The sequence below is a fragment of the Rivularia sp. PCC 7116 genome, from assembly GCF_000316665.1.
In the GTDB taxonomy this organism is placed as follows: Bacteria; Cyanobacteriota; Cyanobacteriia; order Cyanobacteriales; family Nostocaceae; genus Rivularia.
On record NC_019678.1, the window covers coordinates 5,916,036 to 5,941,303 of the forward strand.

Annotated in this window: 21 protein-coding genes; 10 read left to right on the plus strand and 11 right to left on the minus strand. The window is 38.5% G+C overall.

Features of this window, described 5'->3' with window-relative positions; all coding sequences use genetic code 11:
- The first annotated feature begins 76 nt into the window (after positions 1 to 76).
- Together RIV7116_RS22865 and RIV7116_RS22870 are read left to right on the plus strand one after the other, a co-directional pair.
- Positions 77 to 607, plus strand: a complete 531-nt coding sequence (locus RIV7116_RS22865; RefSeq protein WP_015120693.1) for a hypothetical protein — start codon at positions 77 to 79, stop codon at positions 605 to 607.
- 1,047 nt (positions 608 to 1,654) lie between these two features.
- A complete protein-coding gene (locus tag RIV7116_RS22870) occupies positions 1,655 to 1,927 on the plus strand; it encodes a hypothetical protein (RefSeq protein ID WP_044291136.1) in 273 nt (90 codons plus the stop codon).
- A gap of 183 nt (positions 1,928 to 2,110) precedes the next feature.
- Here RIV7116_RS22870 and RIV7116_RS22875 read toward each other — a convergent pair whose 3' ends face one another.
- The 4 genes from RIV7116_RS22875 to RIV7116_RS22890 form a co-directional block, all read right to left on the minus strand.
- Entirely contained in the window at positions 2,111 to 2,908 is a 798-nt protein-coding gene (locus RIV7116_RS22875) for a DUF4340 domain-containing protein (RefSeq protein WP_015120696.1), read from the minus strand.
- Between the two features lie 53 nt (positions 2,909 to 2,961).
- Entirely contained in the window at positions 2,962 to 4,554 is a 1,593-nt protein-coding gene (locus tag RIV7116_RS22880) for a Gldg family protein (RefSeq protein WP_015120697.1), read from the minus strand.
- 125 nt (positions 4,555 to 4,679) lie between these two features.
- Positions 4,680 to 5,492 (minus strand): ABC transporter permease, encoded by an 813-nt coding sequence (locus RIV7116_RS22885; RefSeq protein WP_015120698.1) that lies wholly within the window; start codon positions 5,490 to 5,492, stop codon positions 4,680 to 4,682.
- Complete coding sequence (locus RIV7116_RS22890) at positions 5,493 to 6,506, minus strand: ABC transporter ATP-binding protein (RefSeq protein WP_015120699.1); 1,014 nt, start codon at positions 6,504 to 6,506, stop codon at positions 5,493 to 5,495.
- Between the two features lie 389 nt (positions 6,507 to 6,895).
- Here RIV7116_RS22890 and RIV7116_RS22895 point away from each other — a divergent pair, with 389 nt between their 5' ends.
- On the plus strand, positions 6,896 to 8,989 hold the full coding sequence (locus tag RIV7116_RS22895) for an S-layer homology domain-containing protein (RefSeq protein WP_015120700.1): 2,094 nt from the start codon (positions 6,896 to 6,898) through the stop codon (positions 8,987 to 8,989).
- 278 nt (positions 8,990 to 9,267) lie between these two features.
- Complete coding sequence (locus RIV7116_RS37100) at positions 9,268 to 10,098, plus strand: hypothetical protein (RefSeq protein WP_232435716.1); 831 nt, start codon at positions 9,268 to 9,270, stop codon at positions 10,096 to 10,098.
- A gap of 241 nt (positions 10,099 to 10,339) precedes the next feature.
- Here the strand turns inward: RIV7116_RS37100 and RIV7116_RS22905 are convergent, their stop codons facing one another.
- On the minus strand, positions 10,340 to 11,971 hold the full coding sequence (locus RIV7116_RS22905; RefSeq protein ID WP_015120702.1) for a DUF1565 domain-containing protein: 1,632 nt from the start codon (positions 11,969 to 11,971) through the stop codon (positions 10,340 to 10,342).
- A gap of 408 nt (positions 11,972 to 12,379) precedes the next feature.
- Between RIV7116_RS22905 and RIV7116_RS22910 the strand changes: the two genes are divergently transcribed.
- A complete protein-coding gene (locus RIV7116_RS22910; RefSeq protein ID WP_015120703.1) occupies positions 12,380 to 13,510 on the plus strand; it encodes a thiamine phosphate synthase in 1,131 nt (376 codons plus the stop codon).
- The gene (gene thiS, locus RIV7116_RS22915) at positions 13,497 to 13,706 is read left to right on the plus strand and encodes a sulfur carrier protein ThiS (protein WP_015120704.1); all 210 of its coding nucleotides are present in this window, start codon (positions 13,497 to 13,499) and stop codon (positions 13,704 to 13,706) included. Before RIV7116_RS22910 ends, thiS begins: the two co-directional genes overlap by 14 nt.
- A 273-nt stretch (positions 13,707 to 13,979) precedes the next feature.
- Here the strand turns inward: thiS and RIV7116_RS22920 are convergent, their stop codons facing one another.
- On the minus strand, positions 13,980 to 16,949 hold the full coding sequence (locus tag RIV7116_RS22920; RefSeq protein ID WP_015120705.1) for a COR domain-containing protein: 2,970 nt from the start codon (positions 16,947 to 16,949) through the stop codon (positions 13,980 to 13,982).
- A gap of 304 nt (positions 16,950 to 17,253) precedes the next feature.
- Between RIV7116_RS22920 and RIV7116_RS22925 the strand changes: the two genes are divergently transcribed.
- The gene (locus RIV7116_RS22925; RefSeq protein ID WP_015120706.1) at positions 17,254 to 18,162 is read left to right on the plus strand and encodes a pyridoxamine 5'-phosphate oxidase family protein; all 909 of its coding nucleotides are present in this window, start codon (positions 17,254 to 17,256) and stop codon (positions 18,160 to 18,162) included.
- Between the two features lie 128 nt (positions 18,163 to 18,290).
- On the opposite strand, the gene RIV7116_RS22930 is transcribed toward RIV7116_RS22925, so the two are convergent.
- Complete coding sequence (locus RIV7116_RS22930; protein WP_015120707.1) at positions 18,291 to 18,968, minus strand: hypothetical protein; 678 nt, start codon at positions 18,966 to 18,968, stop codon at positions 18,291 to 18,293.
- A gap of 226 nt (positions 18,969 to 19,194) precedes the next feature.
- Here RIV7116_RS22930 and RIV7116_RS22935 point away from each other — a divergent pair, with 226 nt between their 5' ends.
- Entirely contained in the window at positions 19,195 to 19,623 is a 429-nt protein-coding gene (locus tag RIV7116_RS22935; RefSeq protein ID WP_015120708.1) for a hypothetical protein, read from the plus strand.
- 363 nt (positions 19,624 to 19,986) lie between these two features.
- Complete coding sequence (locus RIV7116_RS22940) at positions 19,987 to 20,448, plus strand: DUF1499 domain-containing protein (RefSeq protein ID WP_015120709.1); 462 nt, start codon at positions 19,987 to 19,989, stop codon at positions 20,446 to 20,448.
- A 224-nt stretch (positions 20,449 to 20,672) separates the two neighbouring features.
- Here RIV7116_RS22940 and RIV7116_RS22945 read toward each other — a convergent pair whose 3' ends face one another.
- From RIV7116_RS22945 to RIV7116_RS22960, 4 genes are all read right to left on the minus strand, one after another.
- A complete protein-coding gene (locus RIV7116_RS22945) occupies positions 20,673 to 20,885 on the minus strand; it encodes a hypothetical protein (protein WP_015120710.1) in 213 nt (70 codons plus the stop codon).
- A gap of 92 nt (positions 20,886 to 20,977) precedes the next feature.
- A complete protein-coding gene (locus RIV7116_RS22950) occupies positions 20,978 to 21,580 on the minus strand; it encodes a hypothetical protein (RefSeq protein ID WP_015120711.1) in 603 nt (200 codons plus the stop codon).
- A 132-nt stretch (positions 21,581 to 21,712) separates the two neighbouring features.
- Positions 21,713 to 22,825, minus strand: a complete 1,113-nt coding sequence (locus RIV7116_RS22955) for a precorrin-8X methylmutase (protein ID WP_015120712.1) — start codon at positions 22,823 to 22,825, stop codon at positions 21,713 to 21,715.
- A gap of 227 nt (positions 22,826 to 23,052) precedes the next feature.
- The gene (locus RIV7116_RS22960) at positions 23,053 to 24,168 is read right to left on the minus strand and encodes a ferrochelatase (protein ID WP_044292225.1); all 1,116 of its coding nucleotides are present in this window, start codon (positions 24,166 to 24,168) and stop codon (positions 23,053 to 23,055) included.
- Between the two features lie 406 nt (positions 24,169 to 24,574).
- Here RIV7116_RS22960 and RIV7116_RS22965 point away from each other — a divergent pair, with 406 nt between their 5' ends.
- A complete protein-coding gene (locus RIV7116_RS22965; protein WP_015120714.1) occupies positions 24,575 to 25,141 on the plus strand; it encodes a hypothetical protein in 567 nt (188 codons plus the stop codon).
- The last annotated feature ends 127 nt before the right edge of the window (positions 25,142 to 25,268 follow it).

Below are 25,268 nucleotides of genomic sequence, written 5' to 3' on the forward strand. Positions count from 1 at the left end.
TTCGCTTGTGTCTGAATCAAAAATCAGTTTACTGTAACGTCGTAGTTCAAACCAAATATCATAAATAGATAGTAATATGAAGATTTGGGCTACTACGTTTTTTTTAGCTTTTGTTGGACTAATTTCCCCTGTTAAAGCGGCTGAAGTGATGATTGCTTATGATAGTGCAAACACCGCTATAAAATCAAAAGCGACTACATTAAGAAAACCAATTATCGTTAAAAAAGCTGAATTTGGAGTATTAAGAACTGATAAAAACGGTAAAGTTACATTCATTCCAACTACAAAAGTACCTTACCAAGAAGGAAAAGTATATGGATGGCGGATTCAACTCCAAGGTTACGAGGGTAAACTAACATGGCAAGAAGTTTTAACTTTGCCAAAACCTCCATTAACTTGGGGTACAGATAATGGGCAACACTTTTTTTTATCACCTGATGGTACTAAGTCAGTTATTAAACGTACCGACTCAATTAAAAAAGGTATAGTTAATAATTTTTGGACTGTTTCTTCTGGAGATCCTGAAGGTTTACATGTAATAGAAGTCTATGCAGGCAAGCGCCGGATTGCAAAGTTTAAGTTTGAGGTTGTTAAACCTCCCTTTTGAACATTTCTTTTTAAGCTTATCAGGACTTACGCAATCATAAATTGTGATTGCGAACGAAAGGTAGTATAGGGAAGTATTCACCCGCAGGGCGTGGATCGTCTCAGCAAATAATGACGCAATTTCGTCAGTTTTGCGTAAGTCCTACTTGTATTAAAAACTAAGCTCAAATATTACATTTACAGCCTTCTAATTTACAAAAAATGGGGGGCTTTTGCTGTAGGGAAATTCATGTATATAAAGTACTCCTGCAAGTCTTAAAGTATGTAGACTTTGTTTACGAACTATATGAGTTAAGTATAAAGAATATAGCGGTTTTGTTGAGTGCAATACAACAGATAACTATGCCCGTTCTTTCCTTGAACACCCCTCTGCATTTTTGGGAGCGGAAGGGGAGGCACTGCGCTGCTAGCGTTTCCTCGCATTGAGAGAATTGGCATGGTAAGGTTCATCTGTATTATATCAAGCGTAAAAATTGCTATATACAATTTGACTAAGAATACAATTGATTCTCGACAGAAGCGTAAACAGTAAATAAAGTAGATAGGGGTTTTTACTGTTTTATGATTTAGTACTTGAAGTAGTAAGATAAGTCTAGCATGAGAATTGTTGGTGTTGCATAATACATTTGCCCAGTTTCAAAATAGCTAGTAGTGGTTAAAATGGGTTAGCACAACTGTAATTACTACCTTTTCACATAAAATACAAATAGTTTTAATTTTCCTTTATGTCAGGAAATCATTGAATTTTAATAACAGTAAATCACATTATTATATTATTTTCTCTCAGGGATTGGTAAATATTATTACATAGTATCAAGAGAGCGGATTTTGGAATTGTGCAGATAACTGTAAAAATAAATGTATATCATTTGCAATTGATTATATAAAATATGAATAAAAACATACTTAGATAAATATATAAATTTGTTATATATTCAATATTGAAGCCAATAAGAAATATATTAGACAACTAACAACTTATTGGCGGAACATACTTTTATGACTTTTGTCTTTGATAATTTATTAAGAGGTGTAAGAAGTCTGAATCATGATCCAAACAGTTATGATGAATTTGATAATTGTATTTTACCTAGTAATGGCTTGTTGTTTTTTTATGCAGTGGTTAGGTTTTTTTATAGATGATAAAGAAATGAATGCTGTACAACGCTCTTTCTCTTCCATAATTTTAATTATAGCTACTATTTTCTGGCCTTTTATTGTCCCTTTAGCTTATTTAGAATTACTGAAGTTTCATAAAAAGCACAAGCAAGTAATTGATTTACTTATAAGCTTGTCTGACCCTCAATTGTGCGATGAGTAAAATCTTCGTGCTTTATATTGATTAATTCACGTGTAGTTTGTTTTTCATCTTCAATTTCAATTTTAAAAAAATTTCTGATATAAATGCATTCACATCATATGTGTAAGAAACAGCAGAGTTAATAGATAACCTCGATAAATTAAATTGAATATAACTAATACGAAGTAAAATTATCGCAATAATCTATTTCGTCGCTGAATTTGGAGTAGCTGGGGTACTTGGAGTCGCTGAGGTCGTTGGAGTAGTTTTTACAGTTGGGGCGCTTGTGGGTGTTACCGTGGGTGTTGAATTATTAGGAATAGCTTCTTGAGTTGGATTTATTGGAATTGGCTTAACTGTGGGAATGGCTGGGGTAGATTGAGTTGTCGGTAAGGTCGGGTTTACTGTGGGAGTTGGAGATGGAGTTTGTTGTTGAATTTCAACAGCTTTCCATTCTGACAAAGAGCGTTTTACCGCATTTTCAAACTTGTTAGATACTAAAATAACTTCAGTATTGCCATCGGGTTTAGTCGCCAAATTTTTCTGAGCGTAAACAAGTTGATTATTAAAACTTGGCTTACTACCAACAACCAGCTTATGAGTTTTTTGATTATTTAATGTAATGTCAATAGTTGCTTGGGGTTGTTTTAATCCGAATTCCCCTAGTTGGGATGCAGGTGGATTTAAAGTGCGCTCGCTCTTTTCAGTTTCTAGCAAATTTAACAAGTAAGCTATCGTACCATCATTCGCAGGTACGTTATCGGGAGATTTCATCAGCCACTTCGTTTTATCCGATTCCGGAGCGCGTTCCAAAGTTATAGTTTCTGAGGGGGTAGTTATTTTCAAGTTTTTAACATCTTCTTCTTTAAAAGAGAAAAGCTGCTGCTGTTTTTTCTTAACTTCTGCTTGTTGAGACTTCCATTGAAACTCGTAAAAATAAACAAAACCACCCAACAAGATTGCTAGCAGCACTAAAACTAAAGTTGTTCGCTGTAATTTCATATTGTTAGTTGTTAGTTGTTAGTTGTTACCCATTACCCATTACCCATTACCGTTTATCTTCTTTGAAACCAAAGCAGGGCAGCTGCGACAAAAGCAAGTATGGGTAAAACCAATACAGAAGATATTGCTAAAAGATTTGCTTGCGCTTGGGAAAGATTGAGACGACGATTTTTTGCTTGTTTGGGACGAATTGAAAGAGGTTGCGAATCTTGTTTGCTCAACCAAGTAACTGAGTTGAGAAATACGTCTCCATTCAATTGCTGAGAAAATAAACCATCTGTAATAAAATCTGAATCTCCAAACACTACCATTCTTGATTCAGTGGCTTTGTTGTTTTCTGGAGGTGTCGGTGTTGGTGTTGGTGTTGGCGTGGGTGTTGGTGTTGGCGTGGGTGTTGGTGTCGGTGTCGGCTGTGCTGCAATTTTTCTTGTTAAAGCAACACCCAAAGTAAGAGGACCTGGGATATCTTCGTTTTCGTTATATTCTAATTCTTCACTTTCCCAGTCGCTTTCACCCCAACTTATCGGTAATGGTCGAGTTCGTAACAAAGGTGTACTTTCAACACCTTGAACGGTAATTGTTTCAACTGGTCGCGCTAACTTATATATAGATATATCATTTTGAAACTCTTTAGTTATTGGATGTTCCCCGTAATCCGTCACGATTGATATACCGGGTGGTTGCGGTTGAGCGCTCTCAGTTGCATTAACTACTAAACGTCTATCTAAACCAACTCCCCATTGTTGCAGAAACACATCTAGTTTGGGGTCAACACCAGGATCGACCATAACTAATAAATTACCACCACCATCGATGTAATTTTGCAAAGCTTGAATTTCACCTTCCAATAAGGGGCGTTGGGGACCTGCAAGAACTACAGCGTTAGCATCATCGGGAATTTTGGCAGTTTGGGTTAAATTTAAAGGCTCGGCAATATAATTTTGATCGGCTAAAGCTTGAACGGCTTGAGAAAGTTGACCTTCTCCTCGTCCTAACTGACGTTCGCCGTGACCTTGAAGGAAATAAATTTTAGATCTACTAGGATTAGAAATTTGTGCCAAACGGTTGGTTAATCTAGATTCGGAAAGCCGCTCCTGAGCATTAACAACCTGTACTAACTGTCGGTTTTCTCCTGACTCTAAATAAACTTCACCATAATCTTTAAACCCAAATTGTGCAGCTAAATTCGGTCTGGCTAAAGGGTCTACATATTCAAACTGAAAATCTTTGTTGTTTCTGGCATAATTTTCTAGTAAATCCTCATCAAAAGGATTCTTATTCGGATCGAACAGCCAAACTTTTGCAGGTTGTTCCAAGTTTTTGACCACTTCTTGGGATTGAGGAGCAAGGGTAAACAAGCCAGTTTCCGTTAAATCGGTTCGGATATTGTAGCGAGTAACCAAAAAGTTAATTAATCCCAAAATTGCCACTACAGCTACAGTTGCGATTAATGCATTAGTACCAACTTGAGTAGAGCGACGACTCCACCATTTTGTAGAATAGCTCTGCCATATTAACCAAAATACAGCAACAGCTAATCCTAAAATAATTAATACCAGCGGAATCGCTCCCCAATCTCCAGAGAAAAAACCCACCGTTAAACCCGCTGTTATCAGAAACGGTGCCAACCAAATCAAATACTTCATCAATAAACAGTGAACAGTGAACAGTAAACAGTAGTTAAGAGTCGCAAATAGCGAATAATGTTAGTCTTGTCATCTTCTCTCTCAAGCCAACTAATAACTAACAACTAACAACTAATAATTAATAACTAATTCCGCTGAAAGCGAAATGCATCAATTGATTGTGCTGTTAGAAAAATGCCTAAAAGAATGTAGCTAAGAAATAATATGAAACTACTGGTGTCAAATATTCCTTGTATCATGTTGTTATAATGATTTAGCAAGGACAAATGACTCAAAGCCTCTCCAATCGGACCACCAATAACTTTGGCAACTAAATCTATAAATAACAATATTAAAATTACCGCGAAAGTCATAACGGCAGATAATATTGTACTGTTGGTTAAAGATGAAATAAACATTCCTAAAGATAGAATAGATGCCGCTAGCAAGATTAATCCCAAATGTCCTATTAAGGGAATTGTCACAATTGCTGCGGGCTCCGATGCGCTTAAAACTACCGCTTCTAATACCATTAATGGTAAAATTAATGTTATAAAAAACGTTAATACACCAAGCAACTTTCCTACAGCTACCGCCCAATTAGTAATGGGTGATGTTGCTAAAAGTTCTAAAGTTCCCCGCTTGCGTTCTTCAGCATAAAGTCCCATTGAAAGAATCGGCAATATAAACAATAAAAGCCATCCCATCCTATCTAAAAATGCTTTGATAAATTCATAGGGAACATCTATAGCTGGTATTGCAACTCCAAATTGTTGTGACCTTGATTCCAAATCTGCAACAGCAGCTAAAATTCCTTCTGGACCGAGCAAAATTAAAACAAAAAATAATCCAGCTAAAAACCAAAAAATGCCAGCAATTGCATAAGCTAATGGTGATACAAAGTAGGTTTGCAATTCCCGACGATAAATGGCAGTTATATTACTCAGTACTATACCCATTTAAGCGACTTCTCCAAGATTTACTTCCTCTTCTTGTGTCTGGGTTGCCAAACTTTCTTCTTCCCTGGTTAACTGTAAAAATACGTCTTCTAATGTAGCGTTAATTCGCCGCATTTCATGTAAGCGAAATCCTGCTTCATATAGTGAGCTAGCAATTAAGCTTCCCGGTTCGTTGCCTAATTGCGATACTACCCGCATTCTAAAACGATTTTCTTTTAGTTGATTTGTTCCCTCTTTGGATAACATCGGAATTGATTCTACCAGATTGACACCCGGTAAATTCTGCAACATTTGTTTTGCTAGAGCGGCTTCTCCTTCAACTTCTAATTCATAACCACTACCACCAGTCAGCTCGCTCATTAAATTATCTAAAGTATTTGTCGCCACGATTTTACCGCTATTAATAATTGCTACGCGATTACAAGTCATGCTGACTTCTGGCAAAATATGCGTAGAAATAATAATTGTATGACTGCCAGCAAGGCTCTTAATTAGATTTCTGACATCTATTATTTGTCGAGGATCTAATCCTACCGTGGGTTCATCAAGGATAATTGCTGGTGGATCGTGGACAATTGCTTGAGCAATTCCAACTCTTTGGCGATATCCTTTAGAAAGCTTGCGAATTAATACATGACGTTTATCTGTTAAATTACAGCGTTCCATCGCTGCTGCCACTTTAGCTTTGCGATCGCCTGCACTAATACCTTTAATACGCGCGACAAAAAACAAAAAACCTTGCACCGACATTTCTGGATATAGCGGCGGATTTTCTGGCAAATAACCGATTTTTTGCCTAACTGCCAAAGAGTCCTCATGCACATCAAAACCAGCAATTCTAGCCGTTCCGCTTGTAGCCGGTAGATAACCAGTTAAAATCCTCATGGTAGTAGTTTTTCCAGCACCGTTAGGTCCCAAAAATCCTAAAATTTCACCTTCTGAGACATTAAAAGTTACATCCTCTATCGCCGAGGCAGAACCGTATACTTTATTCAGATGTTCAACTTCAATCATAAAAATGCTACCGATAACATCACAGATTTATCTTAATACTTACTATGGGGATTGGTAATTGGTAATTGGTAATGGGAATTGGGGAATGGGTATGGGGCATTGGGGAAAATTTGAATCTCGTTTGTTAGTTAGGGAGCTATTCGACTCCCACTATGTAAGCTAGGAGTTTCAACCTCTAACCTTTAACATGCAGACCTTACTAGCTATTTTTGTTACTTAAAAAACAGATAAAAATGAGTATAAGACACTATGTTATAGACAGTTATTCTATATACCGAAGAAGGAAAAACAAAATTATAGAACATTTAAATAATTTTATTTTCAATTACCAATTACCAATGCCCAATTACCAATTACCAATTACCAATTCCCAATTCCCTTTTTAAACAATGGTTAATTCGACTATAGCTACCACAGTTTATGTCAACCCCATAACTGGCAGCGATAACAACAATGGTTCGAGGTTGTCTCCTTTTAAAAGTCTTACTCATGCTTTAAATGGGCTTGGCTCACCTAGGATTGTTCAATTAGCTCCCGGTACTTATCATGCTGCCAATGGTGAAGTTTTCCCGCTGATTATTCCTAGTGGTGTCTGGGTAGTTGGCAATGAAGCCACCAAAGGTGAAGCTATTCTCATTGAAGGAAGTGGTGACTATCAAACTAAAAACTTTGGCTCCCAAAACATAACTTTAGTTTTGGCTTCAAATGCTCAACTGATGGGTGTAACCGTTACCAATCCAGTTAATAAAGGGACTGGCGTTTGGATTGATTCTACTGAGCCTACTGTTGCGAATAATACTTTTGTTAAATGCCGTCGGGAAGGAATATTTATTAGCGGCAATGCTAAACCGGCTATTTTAGATAATGTTTTTGTTCAAAATGCTTCTGCTGGGCTGGTAATGGCACGCAATGCTAAAGGGGAGATATTGCGGAATGTCATGCAGAGAAATTCCATTGGTATTGCTATTAGCGATTTCGCCGCTCCTCTGGTAGCTAATAATAAGTTATCAGAAAACCGCGTTGCCATAGCTTTATCCAGGGAAGCAAAACCAGTACTCAGATATAACCTGATTGCCGATAATTCATCTGGTGGTTTACTGCTTAACGGTAATTCAATACCCGACTTAGGTAGTTCTCAAGATCCTGCGGGTAACACCTTTCGCGATAATAACGAATACGATATTCAAAATGCTACGTCGGTTAAGCTGGTATCGGCAGGCAATTTATTAAATCCAACTTTAGTTAAAGGATTGCTAGACTTTGTTGCTACTAATATAGATAATCCCCGACAGCTAGCCGTCAATAGCAGTTTTCCCGATTTGAACGGGCATTGGGCTGCACCTTTTATTGAAGCAGTATATGAAAAAGGGCTGATTAGCGGATTTCCCGACGGTACATTTGCACCAGAAGCACCGATTACTCGCGCTCAGTATGCAGCAATCATTTCCAAAACTTTTCAATTACCTTTGAGAAGAAAAGTAAGAAAATTCACCGATATAAAATCAAGCTTTTGGGCAGCTTCAGCTATTTATCGCGGTGCTGGTATGGGCTTTATCAGCGGTTTTCCCGACGGTTCATTTCGTCCAAATCAAAATTTAACCAAATCTCAAGCAATAGTTTCCATTGTGAGCGGCTTAAGACTTAAAGGCGGAAATCCCAATGTTTTGGCTATGTATGCCGATCGCGCTCAAATTCCCAGTTACGCGACTAATGCAATGGCTATAGCTACGCAAAAATTATTGGTAGTCAATTACCCGCAAACAGAACAATTGCAACCTTTAGTGGATATTAGCCGCGCTGAAGTAGTAGCTTTGATTTATCAGGCTTTGGTAGCCCTAGATAAACAAAAAGCCATAGCTTCACCCTACATCGTCAAACCCGATGGGGATACTATGCCTTCCTTCACCGATTTAACGGGGCATTGGGCAGAAAAATTTATCCGCAGTTTAGTTAGCCTAGATTTTACTACTGGCTTCGCTGACGGTACATATAAACCCGATATACCCATGAATCGCGCTCAATACGCTGCCTTAATCGTCAAAGCTTTTAACCCCACACCAAAACGTTCGGTAAGTGATTTTTTAGATGTTCCAGGCAAATCCTGGGCGTATAAATCAATTAAAGCCGCCGCACAAGGTGGATTTGTGGGAGGATTCAGCGACGGTACCTTTCGCCCCCAGGAAAACGTACAGCGCCTACAAATAATTGTCTCTTTAGTCAACGGACTTGGATTAACAGCCGCTCATGGCTCCGCTTTACAAAACTTTATAGATAGTCAAACCCTTCCCAATTATGCACGGACGGCTGTGGCAACTGCTACACAGCAAAGAATTGTGGTAAATTATCCAGACCCCAAGAAAATCGAAGCAAAGCGGGAAGCAACGCGAGCTGAAGTAGCAGCGATGGTTTATCAAGCACTGGTAGCCATTAAACGCACGCCTCCCATCAACTCACCCTATATAATTTTTCCTAATGGCAATTGATTAGTAGAATATATTTATTTAGAATTAGCCTCATTCTCGTATCCTCGTGAATGAAAATAATTCTTAATTAGTGGTAATTAGCTGCATTTTTAAGATAGGGGCGAATTAATTTTTTAACCAGAGCAACACTACCTAAAGAGCAACACTACCTAATTAGATTTAAAATACTTGGGAACAGTTCACCGTATCAAAAGGTACTTTACTTTTTTTGAGGATGGTAGCAGAATATATGCCCATTACCGCATCGTTTCCAACCCATGTTCACCCAAACCGAGAACGTGACTAACAACTTAGCTGTATCGCTGTTAACACATTATAGTTTTGACCTCGGTGGATATAGCGCCAGCGAGTTAGTTAAACGTTGGGAAAACCAATATCCCTCGAATTGGGTACATTTGGCAATCATTGAGGCATTGTATCAAGGACGCTATAAGGCAGTATCGGCACAGCAAATACTAACTCTTTGGCTGAAGAGAAATCATCCTAGCTACCACTTCAATATGGAGTTCGAGCGTTTAATTTGCAATAAGCTGCCTGAAGATTTGAGATGGAATAACAGTTTGCCGCCGTTGCCACCTGCATTACCCAGCGTGAGCAGTAGTCGTACTATTGAAGAAGTAATGACAAGTTACGAATCCCAACAGCGACAGTTAGTTTCTTCGTATCAAGAAAATACCGAAAGCGAGCAAATTCAAACTACAGATACATTTGCCGAAACTGACAATTACTATACATCGGCAGGTATAGAAGCAGAAGAAAACCGCAGTACCAGAAATGCATCAAAACTGCTTCCCACTTCATCTAGTATGGTTTTTGTTCCCGCATCAGAATCTTCGACATCGATAGTTCGCAGCACCGAATCAAGAACTTTAACAGAAGCAAGAAGCCAAAACCGGGCTGTAATAAATTCCAAATTGATGGAATTTCAAGAATTTAAAAAATTAAAACAAGCAGAAGAATCAGAAGAATCAGAAAAACCTTTGACTTCCGAAACCATGCCAAAACTATTGCCCCCTGAAAGGAATCATCCACCCATTGAACAATTTACCCCCGAACAAAGCGATTCGAGCGATACGTTTACCTCGAAGTTGAAAGGAGTTATGGGGTGAGCAGTGAGCAGTGAGCAGTGAACAGTGAACAGTGAACAGTGAGCAGTAATGGATAGGGGAAGAGGACAAGGAGAGGGGGAAGAGAGAGTGAGGGAGTGAGAGAGTGAGGGAGTGAGGGAGGAAGAAAATAAAAAATCATCACCCCATCATTTCGTCAGCTATTCCCAATGCCCAATGCCCAATGCCCCATGCCCAATGCCCAATGCCCAATGCCCAATGCCCAATGCCCCATGCCCAATTATTACTTCATTGGCTCAAGTCTGGCTTTCAATCCGTTATTTTTGAATATTCTGATTAAGTTGTTGGCTTTGGTGCGATCGTCGAATATTCCTGCTTGCATTACTCTTCTTCCGCGCCTGCGGGTACGGAATGCGTCAGGTACGATGAATCTTACTAATTCCTGCTGTCGTGATGTTACTGCTTCGACTATCACCCGGTAACGCGAAGTTACTTGTGTTGTTCTGGCTTGAATTTGAGGTGGGTTGTTTATGGGTAAGGGATTGTTTGTAACTCTGGGTGCTGGCATGTTGGCGCTGCCATTTCTACTTACGGGAATCCTAGCGGTAGGAACGGGTAAAAGACCTGATTCGCCGACAGGGGCTGGTTTTAATGTTGGTAATGATGGTGTATTTTCTGGTAGTTGAGAAGGCCTAGGTGCTACGGCTTGTGGTGCAGTGAATTCAATTGTATTCGGCTGCACTTGGACGTAATTGTACTGTTCTTCTGTTTGTGGTTTTGGTATTGCTGGTTTTGGTGTGGAAGCAACAGTATTTTGACGGTTTGCTCTGGGTTGGAGTAAAGTTGGTCTGCGTCTGGGTGTTTGGGAAATAACAGCTTTTGCTGGTGCGGCTGAAGCTGTTACGTTGACTTTTCCAGCAATGCGGTTATTAGATACAGTATTGCCGTAAGCAGCAACTTCTTGTTTGGCAGCTTGAGCATTAATATCGTATCGCCCGTTGAAATTAAATTGGTTGCCACCCGGATTAGATGAATTACCCAAATCTGGTACTGCTTTAGCTATTACGACTAAGCCATCTTCTTTATTGTTGAAGATCGAATTATTTCGCAAAACTGGACGAGAAGCAGCTTGGACTACAACACCAGTTCGATTGTGTGAAATTTTGTTACTAATTATTTGAGGAGATGCATTTTGGGCAATATTTATGCCAAAACCCGTATCTTGAAATGTATTTTGTGTGATTTCGGGTTGAGATTTTCCTGAAACTGTAATGCCGTTGGCACCGTTGCGATAAAAATAGTTATTGTTAATTTTTGGTGCGGCTTTACCGGTTACTGCAACTCCATCTTGAGTCGAACCTGTAAAGGTGCTTGTTTCAACTACTGGGCTATTAGATTCAATCCACATGCCGTAACCGCGAGGGTTCGGATTCATCACCGTTACACCAGCTAGTTTCGCATTACCAGAAGCAACAATTCCGATGTTTTTACTGCCGTAATAGCGACTGAGATATTCACCGCCTCCTTGAATAATAATTTCCTTACCTTGATTGCTAGCATCACCTTGAATGGAAATGTCTTTTTTGAGGATTAAAGGAAATTTTTCTCCCGTTTCGGCACTGTAAGTACCTTTGGCAAGTTTGATTACAGTGTTGGATTTTGCCATCCGCAAGGCGCTGGTAATCGTCTTTAACGGACTATTTTGGCTGCCATTTGTGTTTTGGTCATTTCCGATACTTGGGTTGACAAACAGTACATTAACCTGAGAAATTGAGTTTTCACTGACGATTGTTTTCTCTGACATCGACGATATCTGAGCGACAGCAGTATTGGAGCTAGCGCTTAATAAAGTCGAAGTAACGGCAGTTAAGGTTGCCGTAAGTAATAAGACTGAGTAGGTAGGAAATTTACGCATAATATTTTGAGGGAGAGATTATGATTTAAAGTCTTTAATAATCTGCTTTAGTTGTGGATAGATATCCGTTTTTTATTAATTACAATTAGGTTGGTTGACCATTTTTTGATACCAGATGTATTTCAATTGACTCTGTATTTTAGAATTTAAGTTTTAGTCAAGGCACAGATTTCGACTTAAATAAGTAAGAAAATCATCAATTGAAATCCAAAATTATATTGACTGGGGGATTTTAGATTTTAAATCATAAAAGCAAGTATATTGTGATACATTCTTTGTATATTGCGATCGCATACAAAATTCAACCATTACTAGGAAATCACCTTTTCCTTATTCCATGATTTAATATCTACTTTTAATACAAAGCAATTTTTTAAAAAAATCAACGATGATAACAACAATAGGAACATGAAACAGGCTGACTGTTACGATGAAAGCAATAATGGGGTTGTTGTAATGGTCGAGCCATACAGCCAGAAAGAGCAAGTACAGCAAGTGGTTCTACGAATTTTAGATGCTAATTTAGACCGTACTCGTGAGGGTTTGCGGATTATTGAGGAATGGTGTCGCTTTGGGTTAAACAATAGCGAATTTACTCAGGAATGCAAGCACTTACGGCAGGAAGTCGCTAAATGGCATACTGCTGACTTGAGAGCGGCTCGGGATACACCCGGTGATACGGGTACGGAATTAACTCATCCGCAAGAAGAACAACGTGAAAGTATCAAATCCTTATTACAGGCGAATTTCTGTCGAGTAGAAGAAGCTGTAAGAGTGCTTGAAGAATACGGAAAGCTTTACGCGGATGGTATGGGTAAAGCATTTAAGCAAATCCGCTATCGAGTTTATACCCTTGAGAGTAGCTTAATGGGTTTTACTCGATATCAGCAACTGATGCGATCGCGCTTGTATTTGGTCACCTCCCCGAGCGAAAATTTACTGGAGACTGTAGAAGCTGCCCTTAAAGGCGGGCTGACGCTGGTACAGTATCGCGAGAAAACAGCAGATGATACTGTTCGTTTAGAACAAGCTAGGCAACTTTGCCAAATGTGTCACGCTTATGATGCCCTATTTTTAGTCAACGACCGTATAGACTTAGCTTTAGCTGTAGATGCCGACGGCGTGCATTTAGGACAACAAGATATGCCCATATCCATAGCTCGCGACTTACTTGGTCCTCATAAGCTGATAGGTCGTTCTACCACAAATAGTGACGAAATGCAAAGGGCAATTACCGAAGGTGCTGATTATGTTGGTGTGGGGCCAATATACGAAACCCCTACAAAAGAAGGAAAGGCAGCAGTTGGTTTGCAATATGTTAACTATGCGACAAAAAATTGTCCTATACCCTGGTTTGCGATTGGTGGAATAGACCCCAATAATCTTAATGATGTGGTAGAAATTGGAGCAAGTCGCGTAGCCGTAGTGCGAAGCATTATGCAAGCAGAACAACCAACTTTGGTAACGCAATATTTTCTATCTCAATTGCACCGAATTCAAACAGTAAACAGTAAGTCAAAGGTTTATGAACAGTCTTGAATTACAAGTAAACGGAGAAATTCGTACTTGTTTTGAACAAACTAATTTACCAGATTTGCTTTTACAACTAGGTTATAATCCTCGCCTAGTTGCTGTCGAGTATAATGGCGAAATTTTGCATCGCCAGTATTGGGAAGATACAAAAATACAGCCAAATGACAGATTGGAAATAGTTACTATCGTTGGCGGAGGGTGATTCAGTTAGCAGTGAACAGTGAGCAGTGAACAGTTACCAGTTATAACTTGTTCCTTGGCTCTGCCAAGGAATACAGAGGTAGAAGGCTCTGCCTTCCTTCTAAATAGAGGCAGAGCCTCGCTCATGGGCGTTCCCAGGCAGAGCCTTGGAACGAGAGAAGTTAAAACGAAAAATTTTTCGACATCATCTAACGCACCATAACGTAGACAAAATATACGTATGAATCAAAATCATTAAAGTCCTATTAAAGTCAACGCAACATTTTAATTGAGATTACAAACAATTCATCTCTTCGCTTATCTTTTGTAATTCCCTATTATCAGGGTTGTACTCCCGCGCCGCTTTGACTAACTGCTCTAACTTATTTTTGGAATCAGCCCATTTAATTAATTTAAAAACAATTTCCTCCATATCCCCTTCACCAACTATTGAATTAATATTTTCTTCTAATTCAAAATAAACCATCTCATCCAACTTATTTTTATTTGGATAAGCGTTTATAATGGCATCTCTTAATTTTTTAAGTATTTGACCGCGATTCTGGCGCAACTCTCGCGATTTTACATTTAAATTTAAATTTCTCTCGTTTTCTAATTCCAGTTGTAATGGTGTGTTTACTGCTTGAAATTCTCGGTATTCTACCTGAAATGGTAAATTCACGTCATCAATTAATCTGCGGACATCAACCATTTCAAAGCTTTGCTCGCATTCAATTGTGTATCTACGTTTTTCTAAACGTCTACGCAAATTTTCTAAAGGATAACTATAAGGATTTTCGCTTCCCATACATTCACTACAGTTACAGGGAACCAAAGTTTGATATTTCAAACGCTCAAAAGAACGATGAATTTTTTCAAGTTCGTGAGTAACAACTGTCAATAAATCTTTTTTACGATTTCCCGATACTCTAACCTTAATTTCTCGTTGATTGTAATTTTCAATCACTTCAGCACGAGTTTGATATTTATCAAGAATAACCCCACTTTTCCAAACAAGTTTTTGTTGTTCAATCCAAGGATGTGTTTCTACAATAAAGCGAGTAAGAATACCTTTGGGCATGAAATCGTATTTGTAGCGCAAAATGAGATTATTTGATTTATTCCAACTATATTCGGGTTGGTTAGTTTCGAGTAATTGCGGTGCGATGTAGTTACCGCAACGATTGGGAATTGGGTAGCAGAGTTTAAACCGCATCATTAATTGCAGCAGTTCATCTTGCATATCGGCATATTGGCTATCTTGCCAAATATCAGCTAGTTCATCTTGGCTAAAACATCCTAGATTTTGCTTAACGGTTTTATTATCTAGAACTTTGTAAACCGCAGTTGTTGCCCATTCTGGTTTGAGAATTACATAGTGTTTTAATATAGAATCTTTTTGAAAATGCAAAAAAACGCCGAGGTCGTGTAAAAAGCTACTCAGCAACAGCATATCTTCACGTTTAGTTAAATTATGTTTTCTACAAAGTTGATAATATTCTTCTCGACTAATATAATTTCGGAAATAGTTTTCTATAGCTGAACGGATTTCTACCCAGATTTTTGGTAACTCTGTACCAACGTGAGGAAGATTGTATATATAAAATTGTATATTTTTTTTGATTTCTTCTAAACCACGATTTGTGGCTAGATTAGTTGCCAAAACTTCTTTTAAATGACTAAATTCCCCGCGTAGTTGACTTTCGCTGACTTCACATTGACGTTCTTGCTTTTCGTTTTTAACAATGAAAATAGGGCTTTTATCACTTAAAAGTTCGGCAACTTTCATCCACCAATAAAAATTAGTATTTTCTCTTCGAGAATCAGCAACTAAAGCATAAAGAGAACGTTCTGTAAGAAAAAACTGATGGGTTTGATGATAGATTTCTTGTCCACCAAAATCCCAGATATTAACGCGAAATTCTTTACCATTATCGAGTGAGAATTTCCACTCGATTACATCAATACCTTCTGTTGACTCTTCATCAGACCTAAGTTTGTATTCTTCATCTTCAATTTTCTTCGCTAAAGAAGTTTTACCCGCTCCTCCTTCCCCAATAATCAATAATTTTGCTTCGTAGAGACGGTCTATTGTTTGTTCCAATTGTTGCTTGTAAAAGTTTAAAATTCTTTGAGAGTGTCTATTTCGTATTTCTGCTGGAAGGAATTTTAAGGGATTATTATCAAGCGTAAGTACTTTTAGGTGTAAATGTAAATGTCCAATTTCGGTCGGTAAACGATTCAGTTGATTGTTTCTGAGGTTGAGGGATTGCAAACAGGTGAGTTGTCCAATTTCTGCTGGTAAGCTACTCAGCTTATTGTAGGAAAGGTTAAGGGATTGCAAACTGTTGAGTTGTCCAATTTCTACTGGTAAGCTACTCAGCTTATTGTGGGAAAGGTTGAGGGATTGCAAACTGGTGAGTTGGAAAATTTCTATCAGTAAACTATTCAGTTGATTACTTGTAAGGTTGAGAGATTGCAAATTGCTGAGTTGGACAATTTCTACTGGTAAATTACTCAGTTGATTGTATCTGAGGTCGAGGTTTTGCAAATTGCTGAGTTGGACAATTTCTGCTGGTAAACTACTCAGTTTATTGAAGCTGAGGTCGAGGTTTTGCAAATTGCTGAGTTGGGCAATTTCTGCTGGTAAACTACTCAGTTTATTGTGCCAGAGGTCGAGGTTTTGCAAATTACTGAGTTGGGCAATTTCTGCTGGTAAACTACTCAGTTGATTATATCTGAGGTCGAGATTTTGCAAATTACTGAGTTGGACAACTTCTGTTGGTAAACTACTCAGCTTATTGCCCCTGAGGCGGAGAGATTGCAAATTGCTGAGTTGGACAATTTCTGCTGGTAAACCAATCAGCTTGTTGTTGTACGAGAGATCAAGGGATTGCAAATTGCTGAGTCGGGCAATTTCTGCTGGTAAACTACTCAGTTGATTTTCTTCGAGGTGGAGAGATTGTAAATTGGTGAGTTGGACAATTTCTGCTGGTAAATTGTCCAGTTGATTTCTGATTATCTGAAGTTCTTCAAGTTGAGCAAGCCATCCAATTTCTTTCGGTAACTCGCTTAATTTGTTACCAATAGTATCAATGATATACCCTTGGTCGTACTTATGCTTACCCAGAATCAACTTTTTAAGTTGAGTCAATTTCCCAATCTCAGGAGGCAAAGTCGTCAATCCTTTACCAGAAAGGTCTAATTCTTCCCATCCCTCTGCTGCTGCTTTTTCAATTACCTGTAGCAGTTCTTCCTCGGTCATCAGCCAATACTGAGATAAACATTACAGTTATTGTATATAAATTACACATTTGTGAATGGGAGCATCTCAATTTGAAACAAATATTTTATCCGACACTCTGTAAGGGTGCGGCTACACAAACAAAGCCTACCTTTGTAGGCTAAGAAATCTTTTAGCCTACAAAGGTAGGCTTTGTAATATTAGCCCTAGGCTTATAGCCTACGGGCTTTTTGCCTGCGTTGAGATACTCCCTTAACAATAATTTTGCAAGATTTGAGCTAAACTCAATTCTAAGGGGTATTTACTCATTCTCAATCCAAACAAAATGTCTTTTCATTCTGGAGAAATCGCGGTTCAAAACCAAGCAGGGGTGCAAGAAGAAGCACGACGGTTGTTAAGCGGTATTAATAGTGTTATCCAACCGAAAGCTGAAGAATTTCTTGGAACTCAACAGTTTGCAGCAGCTAGTACTGTAGATGCAAATGGTAAAGTATGGGCTTCTTTATTGTTGGGAGAAGCTGGTTTTATAAAGGTTTTGAATCAACAATCCGTACAAATTAATCCAATTTCTACAGCCAAGGATATACTTTACAGCAATCTAAAAAGTAATTCCCACATCGGAATATTGGCAATTGATTTAACAAATCGTCGTCGTTTGCGTCTCAATGGTAAAGCAGAAATTCAAAAGCAAGAGATATCAGAGAAAATCATAAAATTAGAAATTAAAGAAGTATTTTTTAACTGTCCTAAATATATTCAAACTAGACACTTGGAAATTAGTGAAGCTGAATCACCAAGTCAATCTCAAATTTTCAATAGAAAAGCTTTAAGCAACTCCAATAAAAACTGGATTTCTCAATCCGACACCTTCTTTATTGCTAGCTTTAATCCCGAGATTGGTGCAGATGCTTCTCACCGTGGAGGTAATCCAGGATTTGTGCGAGTTGTTAACGATAATAAGCTGGTATTTCCCGATTATGCTGGGAATAATATGTTTCAAACTTTCGGGAATTTTGCCATTAATCCCAATGCCGGTATCATATTTGTAGACTTTGAAAACGGTCATACTTTGCAGCTTACAGGGAAAGCAAAAATAGTTTGGGATGCTGAAAAAATCACTGAATTTGCAGGAGCAAAGCGTTTAGTAGAATTTGATATTGAGGAAGTCTTAGAAACTCAAAATGCGACTAATTGGAGTTGGAAATTTGGAAAATATTCACCCGCTAATCCTTGATATGTTGCATTGCTAGTAAGACTTAGGCAAACGAAATATTTTTCTTGTAGGGTGCTTGTACACTGACTGATGTACAAAGCAATAATAAGACAATGGGTGTACGGCACCATCTAAGTCACTTACCGTTTTTAAGCTTCAACAACACGATTCCACAAGCCAACTACACTACCGGCTTTCGTAATAGCTAATGCAAGTCTTGGAAATACACATGCACCATTCTCATCTTCATGAAGCATATCTTCTCCAATTTGTACAAAAGCTTGTCCGTGTAACTCTGGTTGTTTATGAAACCAGGCAATCATGTCACGCCAAGTTTGTAGAAAATGGTCATTATCTTCCTCGTCATCAATAAATCCACCTATTACATAAGACCACCATTCCCCTCGTTCTTGCAATGGCTCAATTAAAATCTTGGCAGGCGGGTAAATAGTTCCTCCAAATATACGACGAATTAATTTTTTATCAATTTTTACAGGTACTTCTGCACCAATATTTGCAACTACGTAAAACGGACTCGGAGCTACTATAGATGCTGAATGAGCGCCCCAACTAATATCTTTTGCAAGTTCAGCTATTTCACTAGCTAATCGTTTGCACATTGCGAGTTCTTCAGCACTATGATTATGTTCCATTTCATCTCCTACCCGACAAATGGCCCCACATGAGTAAGCAGTTGCATTCATTGAAATAACATTCCAAGGCCATTCGCTACCAGGATTCTCACATTCCATCCCTACAGCATCGGCACATTCGCTAATAGGCTCAAAGTATTCTGGATCGATTTGACAGTTTTGAATTACCTGCATTTTAAGACACCTTTATTAAAATATTATTTTTATAGTACTGGTATATTACTAATTCTTGTCTAAATACAGATACAACAAATGCCCGCAAAGCTTCAACCCAAAGTCAGAGTTTCATCACTCAAATCTCACCCTTTGCAAATAAAGAACCTCTACCGAAAGAAAGTTATAACCCACAGTGCAAATCAATTAAAAATAGAGTGCTAAATCTACAGGAAAAAAATATTCTATGAGCTTACAATTTTTAACCTCAAACGTAGTTAAGATCGGACGTTTCTTGGCTATAGCTATGTTTTGCTTATCTGCTACTTTGGGATTTTTCAGCAATAATGTTGCGATCGCAGCAAACAATCCTACTTTAATTGCTTCGGGTATAGCTGGCGATGCTAAAAGCAAAGCAAGCGAAGATGCTCAAAACACCAAAGGTTTTATCGAAGATGTAAAAAACCAAGTTCAACGTACTGCATCCAATAATGCTGACAGAGTTGAAAACGCAACAGATGGAAGCGGTAATTTCTTAGAGCGCAAAGCTAATAGAGACGCAGTAACAATCCAAAGACGCGCTGAAGAAGATGCAGCACGCACTAAGGGCGCAGTAGATGCAACAAAGAATGCTGTGAAAGGTGCTGTTAACGATATCAAAGATACTTTAGACTAGTCATTTTACAGGGATTAGGGAGTAGAGAGATTAACGTATGTTGGGTTGCGCTCCACTCCACCCAACCTACCTCCTAATTCTTCACCGTATTTTCGGAATCTCGTTTCATTCAATAAATACGCTACGAAAAAATTTAGAAACCCGCTTTTTCCAAAAAACCGGGTTTCTTTGCACCACATTTTTAGAACCTCACCCCGTCCTAACGGACACCCCTCTCTTTGTTAAGGAGAAGGGAAGATAAGGAATTATTACACCCCTCTCCTTGATAAGGAGAGGGGAAGGGGTGAGGTTTTTCAAAAACACCCAAAATGACCGAAAATAATCGAGGTAAATCCTATTCAAACCTTGAGGAATAATTTTCCAATGTCATTAATGTCTCGCTTTATTTCTATATTTTGCGTACTATTCCTAAGCTTAGCTAGTCTTTTAATCTTTCCTAATGCGACTTTAGCGGTAGGAATTAGTGAAAATCATCTTGATTTCTGTCCAGCTTCCCCAAATTGCGTTGTTAGTCAAAATGGTGACGAAAAGCACGCTATTAAGCCGATTCCCTACCATGTAGATCGCGACAAAGCCAAAGAAACTTTACTCAAAGTTCTTACAGTTGTTCCTCGTACAGAAGTTGTAGAACAACAAGATAATTACATTCATGCTCTTTCTAAAAGCAGAATTTTTAAATTTACTGACGACGTAGAATTTTACTTTCCCACCGATGAAAACGTGATTCATGTTCGTTCTGCATCTCGTGTAGGAGAATCAGATTTAGGAGTCAACCGCAGACGTATCGAACAGATTCGTCTAGCTATGCAAGATTTGAAAGTTTAGATACTTCCTTTGTAGTACTGCTTTACTGTATGTGGTGCGTTACGCTGCGCGATAACACACCCTACTTCGGCAACCCCCATTCCTTTCCCTTATCCAAAACATCGGAGAGGGGTGCCCGCAGGGCGGGGTGAGGTTTCAAAATGTATTCTACACAGGTAAAATTGCTGTTTTTATGTAAATTCTTGTGGTGCGGGCATCCCTGCCCGCCCTAACTAAAATTCATCTTACTGCTTATCTTTACTAGCACAAGGATTCTTACTAGCGCAGGGATTTTCTTTACTAGCACAAGGATTCTTCTTACCAGCACAGGGATCGACTTGATCTGTAGTTTCCGAACCATCGTTAGTCTTTCCAGCGCAAGGGTTAGCACATCCAACTACAATTCCTAAACTCAGCAAAGAAACTGCTGTAAGCGTAGCCAAATAATTAACTTTCATAAAGCTTCTCCTACTAATAGATTAGAACCCATTAGTTATACAAAACTAATATCTAAATGGATTCATTTTTTTTTTAACAGGGAAACTATACCTTAAAAATTTGTTGCCGTATAGTTAATTGGGTTAAATTCATAACGTTGGTCGTAGTTGGTTTCGCCGTATATATTAAAACTAACCGTTGGTTCATCACCTACAACTTCTACGTGATGAATGGCATCGCCAGTAAAACTAATAATGTCACCAGGAGAAAGAGTTAATTCCCCTGCTTTTTCAATCCGTTCGCTATTATCTGCTTTCTTCCAAACAATATTTTTTTCCTCTCCACTCAAGATTGCTACAACTCCCCAAGTTGCATGGTTATGAATTGGCGAAACAGAACCAGGCAACCAAACTACTGTTTGTACCGTTAGGGGAAAATCCGGTTCGTCGTAAAGAGTTGTAACAGACCAACCCGTATCTGCATCTGCCTCTAAGTACTCATAGTGCAGCCATTCCGAACTGTTAAGCAACCGCCGTACTAAAGGACGGATTTGTTCAAGTCGCTGTATATCGTCACTAGTATTTTGCAGAATATCCTCTAAATTAGTCAAAAAGCGAAACAACCGGTAGGGATTTTCGGGTAGTTCGGTTTCCTCAATAACTTCCCTAGCTTCACATTCTCCATCATCCGTTAGCAACCAATCTTGATTCATCATTTGAGGTTAAAGGTTAAAGGTTAAAGGTATTAATAATAGAAATTGTCGCAATTGTCACAAGAATAAGCTGGTGCGTGACACTGCAAAAGCTATTGCTGAATAATTAATCTTTCACTGCTCACTGTTCACTGCTCACTGACGATGACTCAAATAACAATGACAATCAGGTCTTTCAATCAACGAACCTACTAAAGCATTTAAAGCCACTGCTGCCAACAATCCACCACCAAGGGTTCCCACAGTGGTAATATACTCCACTTTTGAATTCATTAAACGACGTTTCGAGAAAGGTGCATGATTGAAACCGATAGGCATTCCTATAATTAAAGATGGTTGTAACTCTTCTTCTTCTACAAGTTTCAATGCTGACATCAACACCGATGGTGCATAACCAATAACTAATATACAGCCCGGTTTTAACTGCTTTAACTTTTCAAGCCATTCTTTATCTTGCCAAAACTTTCTTTCTGCTTCATCAACGCTATGAATGTGGGGATCGTCAATTAAAGTCTTGACATTTGCGCCTAAATGTCTAATACGTGTACGATCGAGTGCTGCAAAAACTGGGGAGACATCAGCAACAATCTCGCAGTCTTCGTTGAGGTTATGTCTGGCTGCAACTATTGCATCTTTACTTAATCTGACAAAGTTTACCAAGCTGACATCACCGCAAGCAAACACTAGCTTGGAAAGTAAATCTTTTTCAATTTCGTTTTTTTTAGATAAATCTGGCAATATTTGCTGTAGCGACTCGCTAAAATCTTCGGGTTGAATATTTTGTGTTGCATGTAAACCATCCCAAAGTCGATCTAAATCTTGCAAACCAAAAGCTGATTCTATTTCTACTTGTTTTAATTGCTCTAATGCTTGTAGCTGAGTATCTTGAGAACCTTTATCCCTTAACAAAAATTCTTCTAAAGCCGATGCTGTTTGTCGCAATCGCGCTAACTGCTCCGTAACCGAATGATATTGCTGTTGCAATTGGGAAGCCAAAGCATCGAAACTCATCATCTCCGGAGAATTCAATAATTGACGAATATCGTCTAATTGAAAACCTTGAGATTTCAACGCCAAAATTCGCCGCAACTGCTGCACGTCAGCATCAGTATACAGACGATAATTACCGGAGGAACGTTGCGCTTCTGGTAGTAACCCCAACTTGTGATAATGCCTAACCATCCTCGGAGTCAAACCACCACCAACTATAACCGTAAGTTGTTTGATTGTTAGGTGTTTGTTTGCCATTTATGTATTTTAACGGAATTAGGAATTTGGGAATTGGGAATTGGGCATGGGGCATTGGGCATTGGGCATAGAGTTCTGATATACAAATAAAAAAAAGGGCGGGCAAGATGCCCACCCCACAAGAGTTGTTTTATTTTCTTTTCAAATATGGGATTAAAAGCTAAGGGAAAAGCAAGGGAGATTAGAAAATATTACCAATGCCTTATGCCTCATGCCCTATTCCCAATCTAATGATGATGATGGTGATGAGCAACTGCTTGTGAAGGATTAATTGCTGCTGCTTCTTCTGATAATAATTCTTCTATGTGAGAATCAGCCCATTGGGCAGCCATAATCATAAATTCATGATGGTCGTTGACGCAATCCATCTGAATGCAGTTTACATTCTTATGCTTTTTCTCAACGTTATGGATAATGTGATGTACGTCTAAGAGAGTCTCATGATTTTCTGTAGCAAAGCCGATAGGCATATACACTATTGCTTTTGCACCTATTTGAATTAGGTTTTTAGCTGCTTGCTCGGCATTTGGTTGAGTCCATTCAATCAAAGGTGTGTCGTGATTGAGCCAACCTACAGAAATTAAGGGATAACGGTTAATTAATTCTTCACGGACTAAATCGTAAAGTATTTGAGATTCGGTAATACCGGAAGTGAATCCTTTGGCTTTGTGGGGACAGCCGTGATTCATTAATACGATACCAATTTCTGAAGGAAGATAAGCGTTTGCTAATTCGGCAGATATCTTTTCTTCTACAAGTTTCGCCAACAACTTGATGTATTTGGGTTCGTTATAGAAAGTAGGAATGTAGCGCTGTGCTTTTAGCCAATGCTCTTCACCTTCAGCCATCTGAGATAAGCCTTTATTGACTTGTTCTAAAGCGATACCGCTGGTAAAGATGGAATCTACTACAAGTAAAGGATAAATTAAGAGCTTATCAAAGCCTTGGTTACGAATTTCCGCTAACACTTGATGGGGAAGATGGGGAGCGCAAAAGTTGAAAGCCTTGAAAACCTGTACTTTATCACCCCATTTTTCTTGTAGCTGCTGTTCTATCCCAGCGCGTTGCTTTTCAAAGATGGCGTTGTGGGGAGAAATGAAATTATCGTGTGTATGTCCCCATTCATGGAGATCGAACATTGCCAACATCTTTGCTAGAGGAGGGTAAATCCAGGTGGGTACCGGTGCAAACTTTGCTGTAAGTAAATTCAAAGCTTGCTCGTTATAGTTGGCAAAATCTTCGTAGCTTTCTACTTCACCGTAACCCATTAGTAGTACGGCTACTCGATTTTGTGCTGGTAGATGCTCGTGGGTATGTTGGATTTTTTCTGGTGTAGTTACCACTATTAATTCCTCTGTGCAACCTTGGTAGTAATATTTTACTGCTTTAGTGTAGTTAATAATCCCATCCCAGGGCATAGGATTGCTGATAATTACACATTTAGAGTTTTAATTACATACCCCTTTATCTTTTGATAAAAAAATTTACCATTTATTAGTCAACTGTAATATTTCTGTTTTTCAGTTATTAATTACTGTTAACTGCTAACCAGTTAAGAGATAAAATGATAAAAAACTTTATATTTATCAAAAACAGTTGTGTTTACCGACCTACTTCTAAAAAAAATGGGCAGGCTGCCCATTTTTTTTTATAGAGGAATTGTGACAAATGCTTTTTTGTTTAAAAGTTATATCGATAGCAATCTAAATTGTTAGCAAATCAATTTTGTAAATCCTTTAGCAAAAACAAATGAACGTAATTATTTGTCCCGGAATTCACGAATCAAGCTTGACGCAAAACTTCATCAAATGTTTATTAGAAACAGATTCTAATCGCTTATCTAACAATAAGTCAGTGAATATACTGGAATTTCCGGCAAATAATCTATCAGTTTTATCGGGATTTCATATTTGGCAGTTCTTACGAGAGAGTTTAGCAGATAAGCTAAAATCGCCTGTTGTGTTCATCGGCTTTAGTGCTGGTGTCGTTGGGGCAATTTCTGCCGCTAGTTTATGGCAGATTTTCGGAGGTAATGTTAAGGCTTTTATTGCTATAGATGGATGGATGGTACCAATACATGGTAATTTTCCTATCCATCGGATGAGTCATGATTACTTCACTCACTGGAGTTCTTGCTTGCTTGGTAGCAGTCATAATAACTTTTACGCACAACCTGCCGTAGAGCATTTAGAATTATGGCGATCGCCGTCAACTGTTGAAGGATATTCTGTAGATTCACCGTCAGGAGAATTACCTCTATCCCTTACTGGGGCTGAGTTTATCCAAATAGTATTAAAAAGTTATGAAGAGATTTAGTCCGGAAAAGCTTGAATACAAACGGGAGGAGAATTTATAAGTTAAAAGTTAGAAGTTAGGAATTTAGGATGAAAAGTTAAAAATATCGCAAATAATTCATAATTCATAATTTATAGTCTTAGAAAAT

Bases quoted from the DNA above. Each gene is read 5' to 3' on its own strand.
- RIV7116_RS22865 (WP_015120693.1), top strand. From the start codon at position 77: ATGAAGATTTGGGCTACTACGTTTTTTTTAGCTTTTGTTGGACTAATT.
- RIV7116_RS22870 (WP_044291136.1), top strand. From the start codon at position 1,655: ATGATCCAAACAGTTATGATGAATTTGATAATTGTATTTTACCTAGTA.
- RIV7116_RS22875 (WP_015120696.1), bottom strand. From the start codon at position 2,908: ATGAAATTACAGCGAACAACTTTAGTTTTAGTGCTGCTAGCAATCTTG.
- RIV7116_RS22880 (WP_015120697.1), bottom strand. From the start codon at position 4,554: ATGAAGTATTTGATTTGGTTGGCACCGTTTCTGATAACAGCGGGTTTA.
- RIV7116_RS22885 (WP_015120698.1), bottom strand. From the start codon at position 5,492: ATGGGTATAGTACTGAGTAATATAACTGCCATTTATCGTCGGGAATTG.
- RIV7116_RS22890 (WP_015120699.1), bottom strand. From the start codon at position 6,506: ATGATTGAAGTTGAACATCTGAATAAAGTATACGGTTCTGCCTCGGCG.
- RIV7116_RS22895 (WP_015120700.1), top strand. From the start codon at position 6,896: ATGGTTAATTCGACTATAGCTACCACAGTTTATGTCAACCCCATAACT.
- RIV7116_RS22905 (WP_015120702.1), bottom strand. From the start codon at position 11,971: ATGCGTAAATTTCCTACCTACTCAGTCTTATTACTTACGGCAACCTTA.
- RIV7116_RS22910 (WP_015120703.1), top strand. From the start codon at position 12,380: ATGAAACAGGCTGACTGTTACGATGAAAGCAATAATGGGGTTGTTGTA.
- thiS (WP_015120704.1), top strand. From the start codon at position 13,497: ATGAACAGTCTTGAATTACAAGTAAACGGAGAAATTCGTACTTGTTTT.
- RIV7116_RS22920 (WP_015120705.1), bottom strand. From the start codon at position 16,949: ATGACCGAGGAAGAACTGCTACAGGTAATTGAAAAAGCAGCAGCAGAG.
- RIV7116_RS22925 (WP_015120706.1), top strand. From the start codon at position 17,254: ATGTCTTTTCATTCTGGAGAAATCGCGGTTCAAAACCAAGCAGGGGTG.
- RIV7116_RS22930 (WP_015120707.1), bottom strand. From the start codon at position 18,968: ATGCAGGTAATTCAAAACTGTCAAATCGATCCAGAATACTTTGAGCCT.
- RIV7116_RS22935 (WP_015120708.1), top strand. From the start codon at position 19,195: ATGAGCTTACAATTTTTAACCTCAAACGTAGTTAAGATCGGACGTTTC.
- RIV7116_RS22940 (WP_015120709.1), top strand. From the start codon at position 19,987: ATGTCATTAATGTCTCGCTTTATTTCTATATTTTGCGTACTATTCCTA.
- RIV7116_RS22945 (WP_015120710.1), bottom strand. From the start codon at position 20,885: ATGAAAGTTAATTATTTGGCTACGCTTACAGCAGTTTCTTTGCTGAGT.
- RIV7116_RS22950 (WP_015120711.1), bottom strand. From the start codon at position 21,580: ATGATGAATCAAGATTGGTTGCTAACGGATGATGGAGAATGTGAAGCT.
- RIV7116_RS22955 (WP_015120712.1), bottom strand. From the start codon at position 22,825: ATGGCAAACAAACACCTAACAATCAAACAACTTACGGTTATAGTTGGT.
- RIV7116_RS22965 (WP_015120714.1), top strand. From the start codon at position 24,575: ATGAACGTAATTATTTGTCCCGGAATTCACGAATCAAGCTTGACGCAA.